General features: G+C 42.0%; 20 protein-coding genes and 1 tRNA gene. 12 read left to right on the forward strand and 9 right to left on the reverse strand.

The annotated features are described in order from the left end of the window. The first annotated feature begins 528 nt into the window (after positions 1 to 528). Positions 529 to 1,599 carry a CNNM domain-containing protein gene (locus BAE46_RS04300; protein ID WP_070111852.1) on the forward strand — a complete coding sequence of 357 codons (1,071 nt, stop codon included), beginning with the start codon at positions 529 to 531 and terminating at the stop codon, positions 1,597 to 1,599. Between the two features lie 29 nt (positions 1,600 to 1,628). Here BAE46_RS04300 and BAE46_RS04305 read toward each other — a convergent pair whose 3' ends face one another. After that, positions 1,629 to 2,105, reverse strand: a complete 477-nt coding sequence (locus BAE46_RS04305; RefSeq protein WP_006007289.1) for a hypothetical protein — start codon at positions 2,103 to 2,105, stop codon at positions 1,629 to 1,631. A gap of 346 nt (positions 2,106 to 2,451) precedes the next feature. Here BAE46_RS04305 and BAE46_RS04310 point away from each other — a divergent pair, with 346 nt between their 5' ends. The 4 genes from BAE46_RS04310 to panP all read left to right on the forward strand — a co-directional run bounded on the left by BAE46_RS04310 (position 2,452) and on the right by panP (position 7,088). After that, entirely contained in the window at positions 2,452 to 3,414 is a 963-nt protein-coding gene (locus tag BAE46_RS04310) for an ABC transporter ATP-binding protein (protein WP_006007288.1), read from the forward strand. Next, positions 3,414 to 4,193 (forward strand): ABC transporter permease, encoded by a 780-nt coding sequence (locus BAE46_RS04315; protein WP_070111853.1) that lies wholly within the window; start codon positions 3,414 to 3,416, stop codon positions 4,191 to 4,193. The genes BAE46_RS04310 and BAE46_RS04315 overlap by 1 nt, the downstream gene beginning before the upstream one ends. Positions 4,194 to 4,215: 22 nt before the next feature. Beyond that, positions 4,216 to 4,968, forward strand: a complete 753-nt coding sequence (gene trmB / locus BAE46_RS04320; protein WP_006007284.1) for a tRNA (guanine(46)-N(7))-methyltransferase TrmB — start codon at positions 4,216 to 4,218, stop codon at positions 4,966 to 4,968. A gap of 497 nt (positions 4,969 to 5,465) precedes the next feature. Further along, positions 5,466 to 7,088 (forward strand): pyridoxal-dependent aspartate 1-decarboxylase PanP, encoded by a 1,623-nt coding sequence (gene panP / locus BAE46_RS04325; RefSeq protein WP_006007279.1) that lies wholly within the window; start codon positions 5,466 to 5,468, stop codon positions 7,086 to 7,088. Positions 7,089 to 7,090: 2 nt separating this feature from the next. Here panP and BAE46_RS04330 read toward each other — a convergent pair whose 3' ends face one another. The 5 genes from BAE46_RS04330 to glnA all read right to left on the reverse strand — a co-directional run bounded on the left by BAE46_RS04330 (position 7,091) and on the right by glnA (position 12,740). Continuing rightward, positions 7,091 to 7,894 carry a peptidylprolyl isomerase gene (locus BAE46_RS04330; RefSeq protein WP_083256793.1) on the reverse strand — a complete coding sequence of 268 codons (804 nt, stop codon included), beginning with the start codon at positions 7,892 to 7,894 and terminating at the stop codon, positions 7,091 to 7,093. A gap of 104 nt (positions 7,895 to 7,998) precedes the next feature. Further along, complete coding sequence (gene glnG, locus BAE46_RS04335) at positions 7,999 to 9,405, reverse strand: nitrogen regulation protein NR(I) (protein ID WP_006007275.1); 1,407 nt, start codon at positions 9,403 to 9,405, stop codon at positions 7,999 to 8,001. Next, positions 9,402 to 10,517: a nitrogen regulation protein NR(II) gene (gene glnL, locus BAE46_RS04340; protein ID WP_006007273.1), complete on the reverse strand. Its 1,116-nt coding sequence runs from the start codon at positions 10,515 to 10,517 to the stop codon at positions 9,402 to 9,404. Before glnL ends, glnG begins: the two co-directional genes overlap by 4 nt. 142 nt (positions 10,518 to 10,659) lie before the next feature. Then, positions 10,660 to 11,112: a hypothetical protein gene (locus BAE46_RS04345; protein ID WP_070111960.1), complete on the reverse strand. Its 453-nt coding sequence runs from the start codon at positions 11,110 to 11,112 to the stop codon at positions 10,660 to 10,662. 218 nt (positions 11,113 to 11,330) lie between these two features. Next, positions 11,331 to 12,740 carry a glutamate--ammonia ligase gene (gene glnA, locus BAE46_RS04350; RefSeq protein ID WP_070111855.1) on the reverse strand — a complete coding sequence of 470 codons (1,410 nt, stop codon included), beginning with the start codon at positions 12,738 to 12,740 and terminating at the stop codon, positions 11,331 to 11,333. A 492-nt stretch (positions 12,741 to 13,232) separates the two neighbouring features. On the opposite strand from glnA, the gene typA reads away from it, so the two are divergent. From typA to BAE46_RS04365, 3 genes are all read left to right on the forward strand, one after another. Then, a complete protein-coding gene (gene typA / locus BAE46_RS04355; protein WP_006007268.1) occupies positions 13,233 to 15,056 on the forward strand; it encodes a translational GTPase TypA in 1,824 nt (607 codons plus the stop codon). 288 nt (positions 15,057 to 15,344) lie between these two features. Further along, entirely contained in the window at positions 15,345 to 16,469 is a 1,125-nt protein-coding gene (locus BAE46_RS04360) for a MalY/PatB family protein (protein ID WP_006007264.1), read from the forward strand. 789 nt (positions 16,470 to 17,258) lie between these two features. After that, positions 17,259 to 17,669, forward strand: coding sequence for a MerC domain-containing protein (locus BAE46_RS04365; protein ID WP_040521109.1), 411 nt, complete (start codon positions 17,259 to 17,261; stop codon positions 17,667 to 17,669). An 18-nt stretch (positions 17,670 to 17,687) separates the two neighbouring features. Here BAE46_RS04365 and BAE46_RS04370 read toward each other — a convergent pair whose 3' ends face one another. The 3 genes from BAE46_RS04370 to rsgA form a co-directional block, all read right to left on the reverse strand. After that, the gene (locus BAE46_RS04370) at positions 17,688 to 18,578 is read right to left on the reverse strand and encodes a DMT family transporter (protein WP_070111857.1); all 891 of its coding nucleotides are present in this window, start codon (positions 18,576 to 18,578) and stop codon (positions 17,688 to 17,690) included. A 9-nt stretch (positions 18,579 to 18,587) separates the two neighbouring features. Continuing rightward, the gene (gene asd / locus BAE46_RS04375) at positions 18,588 to 19,448 is read right to left on the reverse strand and encodes an archaetidylserine decarboxylase (RefSeq protein WP_070111858.1); all 861 of its coding nucleotides are present in this window, start codon (positions 19,446 to 19,448) and stop codon (positions 18,588 to 18,590) included. A 78-nt stretch (positions 19,449 to 19,526) separates the two neighbouring features. Then, a complete protein-coding gene (rsgA, locus tag BAE46_RS04380; protein ID WP_070111859.1) occupies positions 19,527 to 20,576 on the reverse strand; it encodes a small ribosomal subunit biogenesis GTPase RsgA in 1,050 nt (349 codons plus the stop codon). A gap of 104 nt (positions 20,577 to 20,680) precedes the next feature. Here rsgA and orn point away from each other — a divergent pair, with 104 nt between their 5' ends. From orn to recQ, 4 genes are all read left to right on the forward strand, one after another. Continuing rightward, positions 20,681 to 21,226 carry an oligoribonuclease gene (gene orn, locus BAE46_RS04385; RefSeq protein ID WP_006007249.1) on the forward strand — a complete coding sequence of 182 codons (546 nt, stop codon included), beginning with the start codon at positions 20,681 to 20,683 and terminating at the stop codon, positions 21,224 to 21,226. A gap of 121 nt (positions 21,227 to 21,347) precedes the next feature. Next, positions 21,348 to 21,423: transfer RNA gene (locus tag BAE46_RS04390), tRNA-Gly, on the forward strand. Between the two features lie 68 nt (positions 21,424 to 21,491). After that, entirely contained in the window at positions 21,492 to 22,073 is a 582-nt protein-coding gene (locus BAE46_RS04395; RefSeq protein ID WP_006007248.1) for an acyl carrier protein phosphodiesterase, read from the forward strand. Between the two features lie 240 nt (positions 22,074 to 22,313). Further along, complete coding sequence (gene recQ, locus BAE46_RS04400; protein ID WP_006007246.1) at positions 22,314 to 24,542, forward strand: DNA helicase RecQ; 2,229 nt, start codon at positions 22,314 to 22,316, stop codon at positions 24,540 to 24,542. Positions 24,543 to 24,601 lie beyond the last annotated feature (59 nt).

Genomic DNA, 24,601 nt, shown 5'->3' on the forward strand with positions numbered 1-24,601 from the left:
TTCGATACTGAGTATAAATGCCATTGCTATGTTTACAAAGCATACAAGCTTAGTGCGTATTTGGTCAACTTAAGCATTTTTATTAATAGAACCAATATTTTTAAACAGAAAATAATTGATAAAGATAGTTAGGTCTTGCTAATCTAAAATATTCTGTATATTTTGAAACTTCGCTATACTCATATTTCTAATATGTGTAAAAGCAATAACAATAACAGCAGTATAAAGGAAACAAAAACAAGAGATTGCTATTGTATTCTTGGAACATTGACGTGAACTTATTTCAAGTTTTTTTTCGTACTTTAGTAATGATTTTAATAGCTATTTACCTATTAGTGTTGGCTTATTTTTTTTTAGCCTGCAAACGTTTGGTGTAAATCTTAAGCTTAGGTATGATGTGATTACCTTGAGCGTTAGTCATAGCTTATATTTTTATTTTCATGTGTAGGTCGCAATAATAAGCCGCCCATGGTTTGAAAAAGTGGTAAGCTAGTAGCTACTACCGTTAGAGAATTTGTTTTTTATATTATGCTAGTATTAGCCATCTATGTACTAATCGCCTTATTTTTTTCTTTTATATGCTCTGTTGCAGAAGCCGTTATTCTCAGCGTATCTCAAGCTTATATTTCGTTGTTGGAAAAAGACGACAAACCATCGGGCAAGTTGTTAAACAAATTAACAACTAATATCAATAAGCCGCTTTCTGCAATTCTTACCTTAAACACGGTCGCTCATACCATGGGCGCTGCTGGCGCTGGCGCTCAAGCTGCAAAAGTATTTGGCGACGCTTATATTGGTGTTATCTCGGCGGTCCTCACACTGCTAATTCTTGTGTTTTCTGAAATCATTCCCAAAACATTAGGCGCGGTATATTGGAGGAAACTTGCACCCGGAACGGCTTTTTTCCTTAAATATCTCATTATAGCGCTTTATCCATTTGTGTTGATGTCTCAAAAATTGACCAGTGGATTTACAGAAGAAAGCCCCTTAAAAGGCTTGAGTAGAAGTGAACTACTGGCAATGGCTGAATTATCTGAAAAAGAAGGCCAATTGGCGGAACAAGAAGCGCTATTTTTACAAAATTTGTTGCTGCTTCATGAACGCAAAGTAAAAGATGCAATGACCCACCGAACCGTGGTTTTTTCGCTGCCTGAGAAGATGCTCGTGAACGAGTTCGTTGAAAAACATTCGAACATTGCGTTTTCACGGGTGCCTGTTTACGAGAATAATGAAAGTGAGAGTATTACCGGATATATAATGCGTACCGATATATTGCTGGCAATGGCGGCCGGTGATAAGGAAAAGCCTTTATTTGATTATGCGAAGCCTTTGGTAACTTTGCTTGGTGATATGCCGCTTTCAACCACCTTTGATCATTTCTTGAATTCGCGTGTGCACATGCTGTTAGTGGTAGACGAATACGGAGGTTTGGAAGGTATTTTAACCCTTGAGGACTTATTGGAAAGCCTGCTGGGCATTGAAATAGTCGATGAGCGAGACACTACGGTGAGCATGAAAAAGTTAGCTAAAATAATGTGGAAACGACGCGAGAAAAAGATGGTGGCGCAATTTAATACCCACAGTAAAGCAAAAAAGTAAAGTATGAGCGTTGAGCGTACTACATAGGTTTAATTAGTGTTTCTGGGATAGAGTTTTACACCGCTCAAGTCGTCAACTATACATTCCCATGTATACATGGTTTGTTGAAGTTTAATTTTTAATGTTTTTGTGACGGTATCAGTGTCTCGTAAATCGTCGGGTACTTCATAAAGAATGCGCCAGTGATTTAAGGCGCTAGTGGCGGCGGCACAGAGCTGCGCGCGGTTTGCTAATGCGCTGCTGTTGCTCCTAAGAATGCCGTCGGTCTTTTCAAAAAGTTGCTTGAGGTCGGATTGTTCAATATTTGACAGATTTTTAGTAACCTCATAATCCCGGAGAAGTTGAACGAACTCAGGGTTACTTGCGTCAATATCATGTCCTGTCTTTTCAACACAAGCTTGAATAGCACTGACATATCCCATAGTTTCAAAAATGCTAACATGCAAATTTTGAAATAAAGCCTCTCGAGCCACGAGTCTGGGGTCAACAAATTTTGAATCATCCATTTATTATCTCCGTAGTTATTTAAAGTAGTATAGACGACAATTTATGCAGAGCTACTTATCATGATAGTAAGTATATCGTAATCTTGTTTTGAGTTGCATAGTTTATGTCTTCCACTTTGACTTAAGTGCCTTATCAATAGGCAACAAGCGTTTAACGTGGTGCGCACCACTGAGATGGATGATGCTGTTTGCCACTAGATTTCTAATTAATAACTCTTTGAGTCATTTAAGCCACATTTCACTTACTTACATCCGCTCAACAAAATGTTAATATGCATCAGGGCGACTAAGTCACATAATACGTCCGATTGTAAATATTCTTCATTATCGTCAAATAAAGGTACACATGTCTACGACTGAAAAAGCGCTTGATATTCAAGGCTTGGAAAAAACATATGCAGGAGGCGTTAAGGCGCTTAAAGGAATCAACCTTCAAGTTGAGCAGGGCGATTTCTTCGCTTTATTAGGCCCAAATGGCGCAGGTAAATCTACCACCATCGGTATTATTTGCTCACTAGTAAACAAATCATCAGGCACTATAAGTGTGTTTGGGAACGACTCGGTTACTCAAGAAGTTGCTGCTAAGAGCTGCATTGGACTGGTGCCACAGGAATTTAACTTCAATCAGTTTGAAACGCTTTTACAAATTGTAGTCAATCAAGCAGGGTACTACGGCGTTCCCAGAAAAATAGCCAAAATACGCGCAGAAAAATACTTAAAGCAGTTGGAACTTTGGGACAAACGAAATGCTAACGCGCGCGAATTATCGGGCGGGATGAAGCGCAGACTAATGATAGCAAGAGCGCTGATGCATGAACCTAAAATGCTCATTTTAGATGAACCTACCGCAGGCGTTGATATTGAAGTGCGCCGCTCAATGTGGGCATTTTTAAAAGATATAAACCAGCAGGGTGTCACCATTATTTTGACCACCCATTATTTGGAAGAAGCTGAGATGCTGTGTAGAAATATCGCTATTATCGACAATGGTGTGATTGTTGAAAATACCAGTATGAAAACCTTGCTGTCAACCTTAAACCTCGAAACTTTCGTGTTTGATTTAGCCTCTGGCGCAAAGAATATCAACATTCCAGAATTTGAACACAGGGCTATAGACGATCAGACGCTTGAAGTGGATGTTCCTAAAGACAGTGGACTAAACGTCGTCTTTGAAGAGTTTTCGGCGCGAAAAATAAAAGTTATGAGTATGCGCAATAAGGCCAACCGTCTTGAAGAATTATTTGTGAAACTTGTTAAGGCCAACAATACACCAAGCACAGAGCCGATAGCAAAAGGAGAACCGACGTAATGAACATAGCAGCTAATCGTAATTTTGTAGCGCTTAAAACCATTTGGGTTAAAGAATGCACGCGTTTTTTGCGCATTTGGATACAAACTTTGGTACCACCAGCTATAACAATGTCTTTGTATTTTGTCATATTTGGTAATTTGATTGGTAAACGAATTGGTGAAATGGGCGGGTTTAGCTACATGGAATTTATTGTGCCCGGCCTAATTATGATGTCTGTTATTACCAGTTCATATTCGAACGTGTCGTCCTCATTTTTCAGTGCTAAGTTTCAGCGTAACGTTGAAGAGCTTCTTGTGGCACCCGTGCCTACGTGGGTGGTTATTATGGGCTTTGTAGGGGGAGGTGTTGCTAGAGCACTTATAATAGGAGTGCTTGTGACCTGTGTGTCGATGTTTTTTGTGGATGTAAAAATTCATAGCTTCTTTGTGATAGTGGTTACTTTAGTACTTACCTCGATACTATTCGCCACCGCGGGGCTGATTAACGGTATTTATGCGAAAAATTTTGATGATATTAGTGTAATTCCCACCTTTGTATTAACACCGCTTACGTATTTGGGCGGTGTGTTTTATTCTCTGACTTTACTGCCTGATTTTTGGCAAGTGGTTAGTCAAGCTAATCCCATTGTGTATATGGTAAATGGCTTTCGGTATGGATTTTTAGGGGTATCTGATGTGAATCATTGGACCGCTATTGGCTTGCTAATTGTGTTTAATATTGCGCTGCTGAGTGTGGTTTATCAATTACTCAAAAAAGGCGTGGGAATACGCTCATAATAATCACTCGGAAGCTATCAATATGAAGGCCTCACAGGCTCGTAGTATAAGCACTAACCAAACACAGGTGCATGAAGAGTTACACAAAATACTTGCGAGGCACAAATTAAACGATTTTCAGCGGCCAATTGCCCATCACACCGCCGTGGCGTTTAACGATATGCTGGCTTGGTTGGGCGCGTTTAGCGGCGATCTTATATTAGACGCAGGCTGTGGGGTTGGTGAGAGCACGATTAATATCGCGGCGCAGTATCCAAATACTAAAGTTATTGGGGTCGACAAATCTATAGTACGACTCGACAAGCACAAAAGCTATGCGTTGCAACTAAGTGCTAAAAAAAATAAAACGAGTAGTGAATCTACCCACAGTGTTGGCCCTAACTATCTGCTGCTGCAGGCAGATTTAAACGACTTTTGGCGTTTGCTAGCCACATACATACAAGAAAATAAGCCAATATGGCAAGTGTCAAAGCAGTTTATTTTGTATCCGAATCCATATCCAAAGAAATCTCAAATTGGAAAGCGCTGGCATGGCTCAGCTTTATTTCCTGTTATTGTCAACGTGTCTGCTAACATTGAGCTGCGCTCGAACTGGCGATTGTATTTGGAGGAATGTTTGCTGGGGGCTAAGTATTATGGGCTAGGCGGCAATATAAGTGAGATTAGCATTGACGGCAGTACGCTAGCATATACGCCGTTTGAGCGTAAATACATGGAGTCGAATCAAGCTTGTTTTAAATTAGTCATACGTTCCTCAGGGCGAGATAAAAAGTAACCCTGTCTAAACTTTATACCGCTTGTTATGTGTTGCCATCTTTAATATGTTCAGCAATTAAATAACATCCGCTTTTGTGGCAGAGTGTCAGCGTGCTTTTAATCGCCGCTTATTTTCCCATTGTTTGCTCAAAGCACGTAATTAATGTACCTTTAATTTTAACAGCATGAACACCTTTAGCTATGACGTTTTCCAAGAGCAATAGGCCTCGCTCATCTGAATCATAAGCTGCGTTAACTGGGTATTATTTGCCCAATAGAGAACGCATCTGTCACGGTTTTTGTTTGCATGTTTAATCCTAATTTATTGCTGCTTATATTAGATATCCGTAAAATCTCTTATAACTTTAGTTGTTTACGCGCTAAATGCGATGTTTTATACTACACCAAAATTCACTTCGTGAATTTATCTACCACTTAAGCATTACACAAATTGTCAATGCATTGCTAATGGGGTAATATTTCGCCCTATTTGCATAAACCTTAGAGGTTTTGGATTTGTCAAAAGCAGACGTTAGCTTAGAGCATTTGTTCAAAGTGTTTACTAAGCCAGAAAATGACGATTCTACGTTGGCTAAAATTGAGCGTCATTTGTCAGACAATGTTTCAGATTTTTTGTCTCGCCATGTGGTGGCTAAAAAAACCTCCTTAGAAGAAATTGAACAAGATTTTATGTCACACCTAGTGCCAGATCAGCCTGAGTTTGTTTCGACTCACGCAGAGCTGCTGTTAGAAAAACTAGTCAGTCACTCGGTAAACACGTATTCACCTACGTTTATTGGCCATATGACCTCGGCGCTACCTTATTTTCAATTATCTTTGGCTAAGCTCTTAGTGGGTCTTAACCAAAACTTGGTAAAAATTGAAACATCTAAAGCGTTTACTCCGCTAGAAAGACAAACGCTGGGAATGATGCACAACTTGGTGTACAACTGCGATGAAGCCTTCTATGGCGAATATTTGCACAGTGCGAAGCATTCATTAGGCGCGTTCTGCTCAGGCGGCACTATTGCTAACATTACTGCGCTTTGGGTTGCGCGAAATAAGCTGTTGGGCCCAAGCAGAGACTTTGCTGGGGTGGCTAAAGTGGGTCTGATGGCCGCTTATAAGCACCATAGTATTAATAATCTGGGCCTTATATGTTCCAAGCGTGGGCATTATTCGTTGGGTAAAGCGGTTGACGTATTAGGTATTGGTCGTAACAACATGCTAAAGGTCGATAACAGCGATTTACGTTTATCGCCAGAAAGTGTGCTCAAGTTAGGTACCCAATATCAAGCACAAGGTAACAAGCTGTTAGCAATTGTGGGTATTGCGGGTACCACCGAAACGGGCCATGTAGATCCACTCGATGAACTAGCCGATGTGGCTAAAGAACTGGGTACGTGGTTTCATGTAGATGCAGCTTGGGGCGGTGCAACGCTATTTTCAAATACGCACAAGCATATCTTAAAAGGTATTGAGCGCTCTGACTCTGTTACTATAGACGCGCATAAACAGATGTACGTGCCTGTGGGCGCCGGCATGGCTTTATTCAAAAATCCGCACGACGCGAACGCGGTGCGCCATCATGCCCAATACATACTGCGCGAAGGCTCAAAAGATTTAGGCGCAACGACCCTTGAGGGGTCTAGAAATGGAATGGCCTTAACGGTTTATTCCTCATTGCATATTTTGGGCCGAAATGGTTACCAACTGCTTATTGATAAAGCAATTAGTTTGGCACAAACTTTTGCTAGATTGATTAATCAGCATAAACACTTTGAGCTTGTTACTGAACCTGTTTTGTCTTTGCTTACATATAGGCTGCGTCCGGCTCATTTGTCTGCTATGGGCGAGGCATCGGCAAGTCAAGTAAAAGATATTAACAGTGAATTAGACAAGCTCACTGTTTCTATACAAAAACAGCAGCGCGAAGCGGGTAAATCGTTTGTATCGCGTACCCGTATTGAAGCACCGCAGTACCAAGGTGCAGCAATAACTGTGTTTAGAGTAGTGTTGGCAAACCCACTAACTACAGAACAGGACCTCGTTAATATTTTGAACGAACAGGTCGCGTTAGCAGAGGCTCATGAGATTTGGCAGCAGTTGAGTCAGCAGGTATTATCGCGCATTGCCTGAGTCTAATCTTTGATGCTTAGCATGCGCCTACGACTTGCTAAAAACGCGAGTCCCAAAATACTCAACATCCCTAAGCTTCCGCCGCCTGAGCTACTATTGTCTGGCTGTTGTAAAGATGGGCTAAGCAAAGTGTTACGAGCAGGGTTTAAGCCCGGTTTGCTTAGTACAGTGCCATCTTTTATTACAATATCCTCAATGATCACTAGGTTATCTTCGTCTGGCAAAATACTATTTGAAACGTCGGTGCTGCTGTAGCCGCTAAGTGGTAGTTCGCTAAAAGGGCCTCCAAAATTGAACGTTTGCAAGCTGGCTATTTGGTCTACGACCTGCATGCCGTTGTCAAGTACTTGCCCAAAAACCGTAAATCCACCGTTTTGTGTGTCAAGATTAGAAGGGCGTCCTGAATTATTAGATAGATTCACAAAAAATTGTGACGTTGCGCTGTTTGCGTTGCCACCTAGTTTCGCCATAGAAAGCGTGCCGCGGACATTGGATAACACCGGCTCGTTTATAACTGGTAGACCTACTGCAATTGGCGCAGGGGGGAAGCTGCTGGCATATTGAAACCCGCCCATTTGAACAATAAAGTCATCGACACTTCTGTGAACGGTGTTGTTAGCATAAGCGCCTGCTCTTACGTAAGACAAAAAGTTTGCAACTGTCTCAGGTGCCTCATTGTCATATAAGTTAACTTCAAAATTACCTAGGTTAGTTCTTATCTCTACAACCGTTGCGTTGGCATAAGAGGACGTGAGTAAGCAAGCCAGCGAAAAGAAAATGCTGCTAAAAAGGGATGAATTTTTCAATATGGGTTCCATTTAAGATATTGTTGAATGTTAGGTTGGAGATCATATAGCACTCATTTATCGAATACTAGCGATTATCTGCATGATTATCTGCGCGATTTATCTCAGCTAATATTGAATTCTTTCAACTTACGGCTCAAGGTGTTGCGACCCCAACCAAGGCGTTTAGCAGCTTCTTGCTTATGTCCTTGAGTGTGATGCAAAGCACGCGTTAGCAGCACTTGCTCAAAATGTAAAAGGGCGCTGTCGAGGATATCGTTTTTGCCCTGTAGCAGCTGCTCGTCGGCCCAATTGGCCAGTAAAATCCTCCAGTCATTTTCACTTTTCTCATTCTGCCCAAGCGCTTTAACTACCGACAGTTCTGGTGGAAAGTCGCTGGGCTTTATTTCTTGACCGCTGGCCATCACCGTTAGCCAGCGGCAGGTATTTTCTAGTTGACGAACGTTGCCCGGCCATTCAGTCGCGGTAAGTTTATACGCGGCTTGTTCACTTAGATTTTTCATTTCAACGCCGAGCTCTTTAGCCGCTTTGGCCAAAAAATGTTTGGCAAGCAAAGGAATATCTTCTCTACGTTGATTTAGTGCTGGAATATGAATCTTAATGACGTTTAAACGGTGGTATAAATCTTCGCGGAAACTACCGTTGGCTACGTTTTCTTCTAAATTTTGGTGAGTAGCGGCAATAATTCTCACATCTACTATCACTGGATTATGCCCTCCCACACGATAAAATTGACCGTCAGCTAACACTCTTAACAATCGTGTTTGAACCGCTATGGGCATGTCACCAATTTCATCTAAGAATAAGGTGCCGCCATTAGCCTGTTCAAAACGGCCTGTTCGCATGTTTTGCGCTCCCGTAAATGCGCCTTTTTCGTGGCCAAATAGCTCTGACTCAACTAATTCTGTGGGGATCGCGGCCATGTTCAAGGCTACAAAAGCTTGTTTTGCTCTTGGGCTATGTTTGTGCAAGGCTTGCGCGACGAGTTCTTTACCAGTGCCTGATTGCCCATTAATTAATACGCTAATAGAGGAGCGTGATAGTCGGCCAATGGCTCTGAATACTTCCTGCATAGCAGGTGCGCCGCCAATAATGTCCTTAGCTGGGCCTTGTGGTTCAAAGTTGGTGTCACTGGTATGATCGTTTGCATTGTCTAATGCTCTTTGCGTAAGCGCGACAGCTTCATCTACATCAAAAGGTTTAGGTAAGTATTCAAATGCGCCGCCGCGATATGCATTTACAGCGCTGTCTAAATCAGAATGTGCGGTCATAATAATAAAGGGAAGATCAGGAAAGTGTTTATGCACTTCTTCTAATAATTGCATGCCGTCCATTTGCGGCATGCGCACGTCTGACACAATTACCATAGGGGCTTGACCTGATTGAATTTGTAGCAGTAAATCTTCAGGGTTGTCAAACGACAGGCAGTTTATATTCGCGGCAGTAAAGGCCTTTTCTAAGACCCAGCGAATGGAACTATCGTCATCGACTATCCATACCGAGCGACTCATATACGTTTATCCTTTTGTTGATTTAACGATGTTTTTTTATCTATTATAGGGATATATAAATTAAATTCTGTAAAGCCCTGAAAACTTTGCACATCAATTTTACCGTTATGATGGTCAATAAGTGTTTGAGCGATAGACAAGCCAAGGCCGCTACCGTGAAGTTTACTGCTTACCATGGGATAAAAAAGGGTGTCTTTTAAATTCTTTGGTATACCGGGGCCATTATCAATAACGCTGATTTTTGCGCTCAATTGGTGCCTTACCCCTTTTATGACGCACTGACGTTCTATTCTTGTTCTAAAGGTAATTCTAGGCCGATAGTCTTTGGTTTTATCTTGAGCCTGCAGAGCTTGAGAAGCGTTACGAGTAATATTCAATATGGCTTGCTGCAGCATATCAGGATCTGCAAACAATTCAGGAATGGATGGATCATAATCTCGGTGAAGCTCTATCGAAAACGCTAGATCGTTTATAATTACCGACTGTACTTTATCAAGCACTTGATGCAAATTAAATTTGCGCTTGTGTGGCAAACTATTGGGGCCTAGAAGCCTGTCGACTAAGTTACTCAACCTATCTGCTTGGTCAATGATCATTTGCGTAAACTCTCTGTCATCAGCACCAGATAGCTTTTTCTCCAATAATTGGGCTGCACCTCGAATACCCCCTAGGGGATTTTTAACTTCGTGAGCAAGCCCGCGTACAAGTTCTCGAGCGGCCACTTGCTGTGCATATTGCTGAGATTCTTGACTAATTTTTCGCTGTTTGTCAATAGGGTTTATTTCTAACAAGGCCATAATGTGGCCGTTTACCGTGATTATATTGGCATTGATATCAACCGTTGTGCAGCGCCCATCTCTAAAGCACATAACAACATCCGTTTCACGATAGTCATCTTGGTTTTCTAATGCTTTTATTATTTGCTGCTGATTGACACTGTCGTCCACCAAAAAGTCGCTTAGCGGACGTTCACTTATTTGATTAAGACCAGTTTCAAGTAAGTTGAGTGCAGCTTCATTAGCGAAACTAACTTCAAATTCATCATTGACTAAAATGAGGGCTGTTTTAAGTGAATTTAATAACAATTCGTAGTGATAACGATCGTCAATCAAGGGTGGCTCCGTGGGCAATTAATTAGTCATTGCACCGTAATGGCGCATTCAAACATCAAACTGTATTTAAACAGCAAGACCAGCGACGCTTTGTTGTCTAAAAAGGGTACTAAAGCTCTTAATTAAATAAAATGTACAAAAACTAGTTAATTAACGCTGACGCTTGATGTAAATATACTCTCCTGGCTTCACTTGATGCAATAAGCTTGCCTGAGTTGTTAATAAATTTTACTGAATATTCATATGCGCCCCGTTCCATATCGCGAAGCGCGAACATGCCCGCAGCAGACTCGTGTACTTTACCGTTTATATGCAGTCGATAAAAACCGCCTATACGTGGATCAATAGAAGCGCCTATAGACAATTCACCTATGTTGCTGCGAATAGTCGCATCATTTTGGGGGCTTAATATGCTGAGCTTATAATTTACACTCAGTTTTTGTGTAGTTTGCAGTAGCGGTTTGAGCGCAGGGACGTTGGACTCAAATGTGCTCGTTGGAGCACTAAGCACGATCGCTTCAGCATCGCTAGAGGCTTTATCAGAAATGGTAACCGTACCGTCACTATGAATGGTTTTGTAAACTTGTTGATTCATGTTATTCGCTGACTGTGACACGCTTGTGACGAACAGTGACGCAGCGAAAATTGCAGTAGAAAATATACTAAACCTTAATTTATTCACAGGTAGTTTCTAATTTAATTGCTTTACTGCCTTATATTACGTGATATCGTTTAAAAAAAAAGCCTGCAGTTGCAGGCTTCGTATATCAACGAATAAATGCTTAGTTCATAAACACTTTTACCGATGATTTTTTATACGCTGTAGTACATATCAAACTCGAGTGGGTGTACAGCCTGTTTAATCGCTAGTACGTCCTCAGATTTGAGTGCGATGTAAGCGTCTATCATTTCGTCAGACATTACACCGCCTTCGGTTAAGAAAGCTCTGTCTTCATTTAAAGCGGCAAGTGCAATTTCTAATGAACCTGCTACTTTCGGAATGTTAGCCGCTTCTTCAGGTGGTAAATCGTATAAATCTTTGTCTGCTGCATCGCCTGGGTGTAATTTATTCTTAATACCATCGAGACCCGCCATTAGTAGGGCTGTGAAAGCCAAATAAGGGTTAGCTGTAGGGTCAGGAAAGCGCACTTCGATACGACGTGCTCTTTCACTGTTTACATACGGTATGCGAATAGATGCACTGCGGTTTCTGGCTGAATAGGCCAACATAACCGGGGCTTCGAATCCAGGTACTAAGCGCTTGTAAGAGTTAGTTGATGCATTTGTGAATGCATTAATGGCGTGAGCATGCTTAATAATGCCACCGATGAAGAAAAGTGAATCTTCAGACAAGCCGGCGTAGGTGTCACCCGCAAACACATTTTTGCCATCTTTACTAATTGACATGTGAACATGCATGCCAGAGCCATTATCGCCCACAATTGGTTTCGGCATAAAAGTAGCCGTTTTGTCATAGGCGTGCGCAACATTATGAACAACGTACTTATATATTTGAATTTCGTCGGCTTTTTTTACTAGTGTGTTAAACAAACAGGCTATTTCGTTTTGTCCAGCAGTGGCGACTTCATGGTGATGCGCTTCAACAGTTAAGCCCATTTCTTCCATAACCATACACATAGCAGCGCGAATATCATGGCCTGAGTCAACTGGAGGTACCGGGAAGTAGCCGCCCTTTACGCCAGGGCGATGTCCTAAGTTGCCTCCTTCATATTCGGCGCCCGAGTTCCACTTTGCTTCTTCAGAGTCTATTTTGAAGAACGAACCAGACATATCAGTATGAAAGCGTATATCGTCAAACATAAAAAATTCGGGCTCAGGTCCCACTAAAACTTTGTCACCAATACCCGTAGAGATTAAATATTCTTCGGCACGACGCGCTATAGAACGTGGATCGCGTGAATAACCCTGCATGGTAGTAGGCTCTAATATATCGCAGCGAATATTAATTTGAGTTTCTTCAGCAAATGGGTCCAAAACCGCGGTTGACGGGTCAGGCATAAGGACCATGTCAGATTCATTAATGCCTTTCCAACCTGCAATAGATGAACCGTCGAACATCTTGCCTTCCTCAAAGAAGTCTTCGTTAACTTGATGCGAAGGAATCGAAACATGCTGCTCTTTGCCTTTGGTATCGGTGAAGCGTAAATCAATAAATTTTGCTTCGGTTTCTTTGATCAGTTCCATTACTGACTCATATGACATAAAGGTACTCCCGTTTCGTGACTATTGTGAGTTTGCAGACCAGGCACACTTTTATTGCCAGTACTGCAATGCTGAGTAAAACATCTATTTATTATTACAGTCTTTGAGACTAATTGCACAATTTAACTGGTGGCGCACAAATCACAAGTTAAGCGATAAACGTGCCATTTTTACAACTATCTACAGACCAGTGAAAACAGCGTCGTAGCGAGCCGCGTCTAGCCTTACAGCGCATAAAATGCACCACTGTAGTGCTTGTGATGCGTCCAGTGCACAATTAAGGTGCACTAGACCTTGAACGATTCACAATACCGTGGCTTATAGTATGCCTCAAAGGTGGGGCGTAAACCTTATAAATGATTATTTAATGATAAAACCGCAAAGTTTGTCGCTTATTTCCCAATAAATCTGTACAATCCGCGCCCATCTTAACTATCACAATGAGCTGAATACGCACAAAATTGCGTCTGCGGCCCCTAATGAGAATCTGTAATGTCAGTAATAAATATTCGCAATATCGCGATCATAGCGCACGTCGACCATGGTAAAACTACACTGGTAGACAAGCTTCTGCAACAATCAGGCACTTTAGAAAGTCGTGGCATAGCTGAAGAGCGCGTGATGGACTCGAACGATATTGAAAAAGAACGCGGCATTACAATACTTGCTAAGAATACCGCTCTAAACTGGAATGGCTATCGCATTAATATAATCGATACCCCAGGGCACGCTGATTTTGGCGGTGAAGTAGAGCGCGTCATGTCGATGGCCGATTCCGTTCTATTGCTAGTAGATGCGCAAGAAGGTCCTATGCCGCAAACTCGCTTCGTCACCCAAAAAGCATTTGCTCAAGGCTTAAAGCCAATTGTTGTGCTCAACAAAATAGACAAACCGGGCGCTCGTCCTAATTGGGTTTTAGATCAAGTTTTTGATTTGTTCGATAATTTAGGTGCCACTGACGAGCAGCTCGATTTCGATGTTGTTTACGCATCAGCTCTTAATGGCTGGGCATCAAACGAAGCTGACGTTAAACACGACGATATGACACCTTTGTTTGAAACCATTGTTGCAAAGGTAGCACCGCCAGTGGCTGACCCGGAAGGGCCCCTGCAGATGCAAATTTCTCAGCTAGACTACAACTCTTATGTAGGTGTAATTGGCATAGGTCGTATTACTCGTGGTGTTGTTAAAGTTAACCAGCAAGTCACCGTAGTTAACGCAAAAGGCCAAAAACGTAACGCTAAAGTGAGCAAAGTATTAGGCTACTTAGGTCTTGATCGTTATGATGTAGAGTCAGGCGAGGCGGGTGATATTGTTGCTATTACCGGCTTAGGCGAACTTAAAATATCTGACACAGTGTGCGATATAAGCAAAGTAGAAGCGTTAAAACCATTATCGGTAGATGAACCAACCGTTACGATGACCTTCCAAGTAAACACTTCGCCGTTTGCAGGTAAAGAAGGTAAGTACGTTACCTCAAGAAACATTTTAGAGCGTTTACAAACCGAACTTATTCACAACGTTGCTTTGCGTGTTGAAGAAACCGCTGACCCTGATAAATTTAGAGTGTCAGGACGTGGTGAATTACATTTAGGCATATTAATTGAAAATATGCGTCGCGAAGGATTTGAGTTAGCCGTTTCTCGCCCTGAGGTCATTCTTAAGGAAGAAAACGGGAAACTGCTTGAACCATTCGAAACTCTGACGGTTGACGTTGAAGAAAAACATCAGGGAACTATGATGGAACAGCTTGGCCTACGTAAAGCGGAAATGGCGAACATGTCTATGGACGGAAAAGGCCGCGTACGCCTAGACTTTATTATTCCAAGCCGTGGCTTAATTGGTTTTCAAACCGACTTTATGACAATGACGTCTGGCTCCGGTTTGTTGTATCACACCTTTGATCATTACGGCCCGCACAAAGGCGGAAACATTGGTTCGCGTAAAAACGGTGTATTGATCGCCAACGCGACCGGCAAAGCGCTTACTAACGCTATCTTCAACCTACAAGAGCGTGGTCGCATGTTTATTGGTCACGGTGTTGAAGTGTATGAAGGTATGGTAATTGGTATCCATTCTCGCGAAAATGATTTAACGGTAAACGCCCTTAAAGGTAAGCAGTTAACTAACGTACGTGCATCAGGTACCGACGAAGCGCAAACATTAGTGCCGCCAATTGTGTACACATTGGAACAGGCTTTAGAGTTTATTGATGACGATGAGTTAGTTGAGGTAACACCCGTAAGCACTCGTATTCGTAAAAAACTTTTAACCGAAAACGAACGCAAGCGTTTCTCACGCCCCGCTAAAAAATAGGATATTAATAAGCACAATTCACGCGCAAGCACTCACTTGCGCGTGAATCTTTTGCAGTAACAAACATTATTATTTCTCACTCCCAATGCATCGCTTTCTTGTAAAATACCACTGCCGTATAAAACAATGCTGCATTGATACACCACCCGTAAGGTAATCTTTTTTTAATCAAAAGCTGTTTTTTATTGTTTGCGCTTATCATCTAGGTCTATTTAGCGTAACCTTAAATTTTGATTAAATTTTTTACAGTGGCTGCTAGCCTACTTTATATTCTACTGAGACCAAATTATGAATTTTGACAATACGCCTTCTCGAGAGGGCTCCTATGCGTATAAGTGGGAAAAGTACAAAGGGCGCGACATACTCCCGGCTTGGATTGCTGACACCGAATACCCTTGTGCACCTCCAATAGCAGAGGCTTTAACGAAACGTATTGCCGGCTCAGCGCTTGGTTATACCTTACCTAAGCACTATACACCTGCAAGTGAAGCCATTGCTAATTGGTGCGCTGCGCAATATGGTTGGCAAATAGAAACAAGTTGGATTGTGTGGACGCCAGGCGTAGTGCCTGCATTTAATATGGCGTGTAAAGCTTACTGCCAGCCAGGCGACTCGGTTATGGTGCAAACTCCTAATTATCCGCCTCTTTTAGCAGCACCTGCTTTAAATGGACTAAAGCAAGTGTGTATAGGCACTATATTAGACAATAACCGTTATACGCTCGATCTTGATGAATTAGCCAAACAGGCTGCAAAACCTGAGTGCAAATTGTTTTTACTGTGTAATCCTATGAATCCTGTCGGCTCAGTTTTACAAAAACAAGAGTTAGACAAAATCGCGGCAATTTGCAATGAGCACTCGGTTGTATTGTGCAGCGATGAAATCCACTGCGATTTAATTTTAGATGATGTTGCACATATTCCGGCAGGCGCAGTAGACGCCATTAGTGAGCGCTCAATTACGCTGATGGCCGCTAGCAAAACTTTTAATGTAGCCGGCTTGGGTACCTCGTTCGCCATTATTCCTAATGCAAAGGTAAGAGCCCGTTTCGTTAACGCTATGGGCGGGATTGTGCCGTGGCCAAATGTGCTGGGTTTAGTTGCGGTTGAAGCCGCATTCAATGAATGCGATGACTGGCGTAAGCAACAGTTGGCATACCTGCGCAGTAATCGAGATTATTTGGTAAAGGCCGTAAATGAAATTTCTGGTTTAAGTGCGGTGTCACCTCAAGCTACATTTTTGCTATGGATTAACGCTGGCGACTTAGGTGTAGATAACACACAAACGTGGATAGAAGATAAGGGTGTAGGGCCATCGCCCGGCAAAGACTTCGGTGACAGCAGTTGTTTCCGCTTAAATTTTGGTTGTTCTCATGATTATCTACAGCAGATAATAAAGCGTATGCAAGCATAATACAGTAGCCGTTTTTGATAAAAAATTATCATGCGCTTCATTTATCAAGTAGAGGCAATAAACATGGCAAGCAGTGCTTAAATTCTATCACTGATTTGCGTCAAAAAAGCGTGGATAGACCGATATGCATTTAAATTAAACCCACGTTAACCAGTTAATGGCAGCACCTCCTTTTTATTTTATTAAAGATGAAGACCTAGACTGGAAGAAACAGCGCTAGCTTTTTCAGCGCTGATATTGACTGTGCCTGAAAGCCATATTAGTGAAAAGATTTTAATGCGCGCTGCTCCCATTGCCCCAGTGCAGCAAAAAAAATGCAGCTTGCCATTATAATAGATGACACAGGCGCATAGGCTGCTGATGCGCTTTCGCTACCCAAAAATATTACATTTTCGATATTGCCGCACACTCACTACTCTACTAATTGCTCATCCTTATCCAGTAACGCTTACCTTCTTACAGCAGGCATTGTCTAACCTACCTAGTGATATAGGACTCGTTGCGGTAAGTGAATATTTGCAAGAGACTAATAAGAAGCAGCAACGATGCTTAAGTCTTGCTAAGGTAAACCAACTTTTGGCAAATATGTGGAGGTCAGTACTTAAAAATTAATGCAATACTATTTCATTTCTGCCTTAAATGTTATACTATAACATCATAAGAGCGGCTGAATAGCTTAAGTTCACTTTTTATTGTTTATCTTCTTTTAGACTTATCAACAGGCTTATTCGATTGAAAATAGTAGACATAAAATCACAGGATATGACTAACAGCCTTGCGGGCACCCGCATGTCGAGTGATATCCCCACTATTATTGTGAAAAACAACGGCAAACTAGACCGGCTTGGCGTGTGGCTCGCGAGTCTTTGTGCACTGCATTGTTTGTTATTGCCAATCCTTATTCCCTTAGCACCACTAATTGCCAGTTCTTTTGTAGCCGACGCTTGGTTTGAACGTGTTATTTTAAGCGGCTCTATTCTGGTTGGCTTTGCGGCATTATTTATTGGTTTTTATCAATATCACCGTCAGTTATATCCCATTTATTCGCTTGTTTTAGGGGCACTTATTTATTGGAATAAACATATGTTCGGCGAGGCATATGAGCCTGTCACAATAGCGGTAGGTGCATTACTAATTATCATTGCTCACGTTACCAACTTACGTTTATGCAAAAAATGTAAAACGTGTGAAACCTGTTAAAGAGACTTGCTAATATAACTAACTATTAGGCGTCTGTTCCTTCAAGGTTTTTTGTTCTTTATGAGCGTTCACTGTCTCGTATACTGCAGCTGAAATTACTAACAAGCCCCCTACAAGCGTTTGCCAAGTGGGCGATTCATTCAATAATACTATTGCAAATACAACACCATAAAAGGGCTGCATGCAGGCCACTAGCGAAAACGTTTTGGCGCGCAAATGCTTTAAGGCATTGGCAACCATAGTGTGGGGAAGTGCGGTAAAGACAGTGCCTAGCAATATTAGCATTAGCGCTGTTTTGGTATTCATCGAGGTAAATTCATCTGACACGAAAAACAGTAAGCATGGGCAAATCACCATCATTTGATAGGCCATGGCCTTATAGCCAGAATAATGAGAGAAGTATTTACGGTGGCTTAAGTTTCGAACAGCGTACAAAAACGCCGAAAACACGCCAATAATCACGCCTAAGGTCACATCGTTAGTTAGCGATGCGCTTGGTACAATAAAACCAATGCCCACTAATACCACTAGTGCACTAACGATATCTTGCCAAGATATTCTTATTTTTTCAAATACAGGTCCAATTAAAACGGTAATAACGGGGAAGGTAAACAGTGCGATTATACCGACAGAGACCGAGGCGTATTGCATGGCAGCGAAATAAGTAACCCAATGCGCAGCCATTATTATGCCTAAACCAATGCCAACAAAATAATCTTTCTTATTATTTAATTTCAGCGACTCTCCGCTAAGTTTCACCACAATAAATAGCGCAATAAATCCAAACAAGGATCGTCCAAACGTAATATCAGTGGCTGAAAGAGGAATGAGCTTTGAGAATAATGCGGTGCCTCCTAGTAGCATCACGGTAAAGTGCAAACTAATAAGGCTTCGCTTAACAGGATTCAAGAATGTTTCCTATTTCTTTTGCTTATATTTTACTGCGAGCGCTTCACCTAAACGCGTTACATCACCTGTTGACAAATCTTTAAATGAAATCTTGTCAGACTCAAAGCATAGTACAACAGTGGAGCCCAATTTGAAGCGCCCCATTTCTTGGCCTTTTTCTAAGGTGATATTGTCTTGACTATGCTGCCAATGTTGCACATATTTGCTCGCCGGTGGGGTAATATTGCCGGCCCAAGCAGTTTCAATACTGGCCACTACCGTTGCACCAACTAATACTACCGCAACTTTACCCACGGATGTGTCGAAAATGGTAACAACTCGTTCATTTCTGGCGAACAAGCCCGGCACGTTCCGAGCGGTTAAGGGATTAACTGAAAACAATTCTCCTGGCACATGCAGGGTATCGGTAAGTTTACCTGCAATAGGCATATGAATTCTGTGGTAGTCCTTTGGTGCAAGGTAAATAGTGACAAACTTGCCGCCTTTAAAGCACTCAGCTATTTCTGGCTTGCCCCCTAGCAGCGTGGTTACGCTATAGTAATGGCTTTTTGCTTGAAATACTTTATCACCAATTATATCGCCATACTGACTCACGTTACCGTCTACCGGTTGGCATAGAATATCGTCGCCTTCAATTATTGGGCGAACATCGCGTTTGAGAGCGCGGGTAAAAAAATCATTGAAACTTTTATAAGCACTAGGGTCTTCATGCAGCGCTTCTTTCATATTGATATTATACACTTTAATAAACCGCTTTATACAAAATTGCGTTACTGCGCCTGCCTCAGCAGCGGCCAGTTGGCCGATTAGACGCGACAGAAAATGCTTTGGCAAAATATATTGTATGCGTACTTTAATCCAGTCTATCACTCATTTATCTCCGATTTTCAAGCTGTTCATTGTATAACATGGTGTAAATTAAGGCAGTGTTTACAAGCTCTTAAACACTCATTCTTTAATATATGTTGGACGGTTCTGCTCTAAGGAATCAACAATTTTTAGATAACTTTGATAGCGTTCGTTATTAATTTTATTGAGCTCTACCGCTTCGCGAATTAAACAACCAGGGTCATTCCTATGCGTGCAGTCGCTAAACTTACAGCCCCCCAAGTACTCTCTAAGCTCTACAAACCCTTGGGTTATGTCCTGCACAGGTAAATGCCATAGGCCAAATTCGCGCACACCGGGTGAATCAATAAGTTCGCCGCCTAAGCTGAATGGGATAAGTTTTGCTGCGGTAGTGGTGTGCTGCCCTAAGCCAGAATTTCCCGACACCTCACCCACTGTTTCTTGCGAGTCGGGAAGTAATTGGTTAATTAGGCTTGATTTGCCCACGCCACTTTGGCCTACCAACACGTTTACTTTATCTTTAAGCACGCTGCTTAGCGCGTCTAGCCCTGCTTGACTAACACAGCTAGCCATAATAACGCGGTAGCCAATTTGAGTATACACCTCAAGGTCTTTTTCAACTTGCACTAGGGCTTCGTTTGTGAGTAATTCTACTTTGTTAATGACAATGATAGGGGAGATACGTGCATGCTCACAGGCCACTAAATATCGGTCTATAATATGCGTTGATAAAGCCGGTACAATGGAACCAACTACTATGATTTGGTCAATGTTTGCGGCAATTGGTTTTAAGCCGTCGTAGTAATCTGGGCGCGAAAGCTCGCTTTTACGGTCAATAACCACTTCAATAATACCGCGGTCGCGTTCCTCAAGCGTTGTGCTTGGCCTAAATACGACCTGATCGCCACACACCACAGATTTGATAGTACGTCGAATATAACACTTATGCTGGTCTCTATCGGCACTTGTTGTTTCTACAATGGCTTGTTTACCAAAACGACTTATGACGCGGCCATCAATTAATTCGCCTAACGAGCTGGTATCTTCAGGTTTGCCTGAAGCATGAGTTATATTAGTGTTAAGACGTTTACTTCGATTTTTAGCAATTTGCCGCTGTTGGTTTTTAGATAACTTTGTTTTTTTGGACACGTAAATAAAGGCGCATATTGGCGAATGTTGTCCAACATGATACCTTGTTGTGTAGATTTAACCTAGTGCACTGACTTGATCAGTATAAATAAGTAGGAAGCTAAATGTCGGTAAACGAACAAAATCTTGTCTGGATAGACATGGAAATGACAGGGCTTAACCCTGACACCTGCGTGGTGCTTGAAATTGCCACAATAGTCACCGACGCACAGTTAAGCGTGATAGCCACGGGACCGGTGATAGCGATACATCAAAGTGCTGATGTTCTTGATAACATGGATCCCTGGTGCGTGAATATTCATGGTGGTACAGGCTTAACTCAGCGTTGTAAAGAAAGTGAAGTTGACGTCACTCAAGCATCTCAGCTTACGATAGACTTCTTGAAAAACTATGTGCCAGCAGGGAAATCCCCACTGTGTGGAAATACGATTGGTCAAGATCGTCGCTTTTTAGTGAAATATATGCCAACGCTTGAAGCCTATTTTCATTATCGTAATATCGATGTTAGCACCGTTAAAGAGCTAACGGCAAGGTGGCAGCCTGAAATTTTGAAAGGATTCAAAAAGAAAGGGGTGCATTTGGCCTTAGATGACATAATAGAATCGATAGAAGAAATGAAATACTATCGTGAGACAGTGTTTAAGATTTAGACACTTATGCTGGAGGTATTAGTACTAATGACTAATATTTCCTCATTTTATGATTATTTCAAAAAAAATTAAAATAATCCTTGCACCCCTCGCAAAATTTTCTATAATGCGCCTCCAAATTGCGGGAATAGCTCAGTTGGTAGAGCGCGACCTTGCCAAGGTCGAGGTCGCGAGTTCGAATCTCGTTTCCCGCTCCAATTTCTTTCTTCCACGAAAGACGTTAGCATAGTAATCATCATTCACCTCCTTTATCTGTTTGCACCCTATGAATTACCTAGCGCATATCCATTTAGCTCACGTTACCCAAACAAGTCTTTTAGGCAATTTTCTAGGTGACTTTGTAAAAGGAAGTGATTTACAACATCTGCCGCTTAAACTTCAACATGGTGTGCGCTTGCATCGCGCGATTGACACCTTCACTGACCAACACACGCTTGTTAAATACTTAAAACGACAGTTCCCCATCAGTATTCGGAGAATGTCGGGCATCACTATTGATATTTACTTTGATCATCTATTAAGTCTTCGGTGGCAACAGTATAGTAAACATTGTGTTCACAGCGTACTAAAGCAATTTTACCGTGAGCTTGCGAATAGTAAAGTGCGTATTGATGGCAGATTTAACGATGTGAAAGATGGTTTGTTGAGCCATCAATGGTTGCATGAGTATGCACATAAAGAGGCCGTAAACCGTGCTTTTTTTCAAATAGAAAGACGCCTTAAGCACCGCGTAGAGTTTGCGCAAGAGTCGATTGAATTTATTAGCAGTGCTCAAGAAGAATTTGACCAAGCCTTTACCCAGTTTTACCCAGCTTTAGTTGATTATTGCCACGATAAGAGTGGCTAATATTGTTGTGCTTACCTGTGCTTTGAGACTGTCCGTTGGTTTAGTTTATTCAATAAGAGCTTGTGCTATCATAGCCCAATTAGTGTTTTTGACACCGTCGTTACTACGTCATCACACCGTCATCACCCATAGTAGCAGGTAACCTTGTATATTAGGTTTACGATCTGCAGATACATTTCGCTAGCCATTTACGAAGCTGAGCGTACTGACAAACTTCGATAGGAAACGTGTAACCGCTCTATGTCCAACACTAAAATGTCTCAGGTAGCATCCGCTAAAAAAGCGCTTAAAGAAGTATTCGGCTTTGATCAATTCAGAGCGTCCCAGCAGCCTATTATAGAAAATGTGCTTGATGGCATAAATACGCTCGCTATTATGCCTACCGGTGGGGGCAAGTCTTTATGTTACCAACTTCCTGGTATTGTATTTGATGGGCTCACCTTGGTTATATCTCCGCTTATATCACTCATGCAAGATCAAGTAAGGCAGCTTAAGGAGCTCAATGTCAGTGCCTGTGTGCTTAATAGCGCTCTTAGCTCACAAGAATATCAACACAACCTAGACAGTATTGTAAGTGGCCACACAAAGCTGTTATTTTTGGCCCCCGAAACAGTGCTGCAGTCTAGTATCATTTCGGTGTTGAAAAATGTAGATGTTGCCTGTATTGCTATAGATGAGGCGCATTGTATTTCTGAATGGGGGCACGAGTTTAGGCCAGAATACAGGCAACTGCACCAGCTTGTTGAGCACTTTGCTAAAGCGGTCGTAATAGCGCTTACCGCAACTGCAACGCCAAGAGTGCGCGAAGACATAAAGCGCCAGCTATTAATTAGTGAAGACGCTGAGTTTATGGCCAGTTTCGATCGTCCTAACTTGTACATAGAGGTCGCTCATAAGGAAAAACCATACCAACAAGCTAAAGCATTTATAAACAAGCATCCTAAGCAGTCTGGTATTATCTACTGCCAATCACGCTCTGGGGTTGACGAATTAGCCACCAAATTACAAAACGATGGTTACAAAGCGTTGCCTTATCATGCGGGTTTAAACAGTCAAAAGCGCAGCGACTATCAACATAAATTTGTGTATGACGATGTCGATATTATTGTAGCTACCATTGCATTTGGCATGGGTATAAACAAGCCTGATGTTCGCTATGTGCTTCACTACGATTTACCCAAAAATATTGAAGGTTACTATCAACAAATTGGCAGGGCAGGGCGCGATGGACTAAACGCAGATTGTCTGCTCTTGTTCGGCTACGGAGATACGGGCAAAATCCGTTATTTTATTGACCAAATGCGAGACGCGCAGCAAAAGCGCTTAGCTACAATGCATTTAGGACACATGTTAGCCCTGGCTGAAAGCCAAGAATGCAGGCGTATAGTACTGTTGCAATATTTTGGCGAGACAAATATTTCACAAGACTGTCAGCACTGTGATAACTGCTTAAATGAAGGCAAGGAAGCATCAGATTTAACCGTGCACGCGCAAAAGTTTTTATCGTGTATACATCGCACAGGGCAGCGTTTTGGCGCCTCTTATATTGCCGATGTCCTTAGAGGCTCAAACGCTGAAAAAATACTGCAAAATCAGCACAACTTACTATCGACATACAATATAGGGCGCGAACTCACTAAAAAGCAGTGGATGACACTGTCTAGGCAGCTTATTGCTAAAGGCTTAATAGAGCAGGAAGAAATTTACGGAGGTTTGCGTCTTACCCAACTTGCCGGCGACGTATTGAAAGGTAAGGCCCCGTTTTTAGCACTGTTGCAGCAAGCTAGCGCAGTTGGTTCTGCTAAGACTAAAGCCACGAATCTAGACGCTTTACAATTAGAGCCTGAGCAAGCATTAGTTGATGCGCTAAAAAGAAAACGTAAACAACTTGCAGATGAGGGGGTTGTTCCTCCTTATGCTATTTTTGCAGACCGATCGCTTAATGAGATGGCTCATTTTTTTCCGCAATCTCACGACAGCTTGTTAAAGATCCACGGCGTTGGTCAAGCTAAACTAGATAAGTACGGTGCTATTTTCTTAACTATTATTGTGGAATACTGCCGCGAGCATGGCAAAACCGAGGTGAGCAATGATGCCAAAGCAACCAGTACAACGAGTCCGAAAAAAGACGGTAACGTCCTAGCGTCTAAAACCATAGAAATAGTAGAGCAATTTATGGCGGGAACCTCAGTGTTAGATCTCTCACAGCAGCATAAAGTAAAAACAAACACGATTTATACGCACTTGTATAAATATGCACAGGCAGGTAAAAAGTTTATGGGTGATGAAGCACTGCTGGCCGAATTATCTATTTCTAAAGACAGTTTAATCGCCGGCATAGCGGCGTTTGAAAAGTGCGGGTATGAGCGGCTAAAGCCAGTATATGATGAATTGGCCGCAGTGCTTTCCTACGACCAACTGCATATGTTGCGGGTGCTGTTTGTAGCGCAAAAATCAAACAGCAAATAAAGCGATTGCAATGTCAAATAGGCTTATAAAAATAGTTATAAGTCTCATGCTATACTCCA

Source organism: Glaciecola punicea (assembly GCF_001756615.1).
Taxonomy (GTDB): Bacteria; Pseudomonadota; Gammaproteobacteria; order Enterobacterales; family Alteromonadaceae; genus Glaciecola; species Glaciecola punicea.

Coding starts and splice junctions, on each gene's coding strand:
- BAE46_RS04300 (WP_070111852.1), top strand. CDS start 529: ATGCTAGTATTAGCCATCTATGTACTAATCGCCTTATTTTTTTCTTTT.
- BAE46_RS04305 (WP_006007289.1), bottom strand. CDS start 2,105: ATGGATGATTCAAAATTTGTTGACCCCAGACTCGTGGCTCGAGAGGCT.
- BAE46_RS04310 (WP_006007288.1), top strand. CDS start 2,452: ATGTCTACGACTGAAAAAGCGCTTGATATTCAAGGCTTGGAAAAAACA.
- BAE46_RS04315 (WP_070111853.1), top strand. CDS start 3,414: ATGAACATAGCAGCTAATCGTAATTTTGTAGCGCTTAAAACCATTTGG.
- trmB (WP_006007284.1), top strand. CDS start 4,216: ATGAAGGCCTCACAGGCTCGTAGTATAAGCACTAACCAAACACAGGTG.
- glnG (WP_006007275.1), bottom strand. CDS start 9,405: ATGAGTCGCTCGGTATGGATAGTCGATGACGATAGTTCCATTCGCTGG.
- BAE46_RS04345 (WP_070111960.1), bottom strand. CDS start 11,112: ATGAATCAACAAGTTTACAAAACCATTCATAGTGACGGTACGGTTACC.
- glnA (WP_070111855.1), bottom strand. CDS start 12,740: ATGTCATATGAGTCAGTAATGGAACTGATCAAAGAAACCGAAGCAAAA.
- typA (WP_006007268.1), top strand. CDS start 13,233: ATGTCAGTAATAAATATTCGCAATATCGCGATCATAGCGCACGTCGAC.
- BAE46_RS04360 (WP_006007264.1), top strand. CDS start 15,345: ATGAATTTTGACAATACGCCTTCTCGAGAGGGCTCCTATGCGTATAAG.
- BAE46_RS04365 (WP_040521109.1), top strand. CDS start 17,259: ATGTCGAGTGATATCCCCACTATTATTGTGAAAAACAACGGCAAACTA.
- orn (WP_006007249.1), top strand. CDS start 20,681: ATGTCGGTAAACGAACAAAATCTTGTCTGGATAGACATGGAAATGACA.
- BAE46_RS04395 (WP_006007248.1), top strand. CDS start 21,492: ATGAATTACCTAGCGCATATCCATTTAGCTCACGTTACCCAAACAAGT.
- recQ (WP_006007246.1), top strand. CDS start 22,314: ATGTCCAACACTAAAATGTCTCAGGTAGCATCCGCTAAAAAAGCGCTT.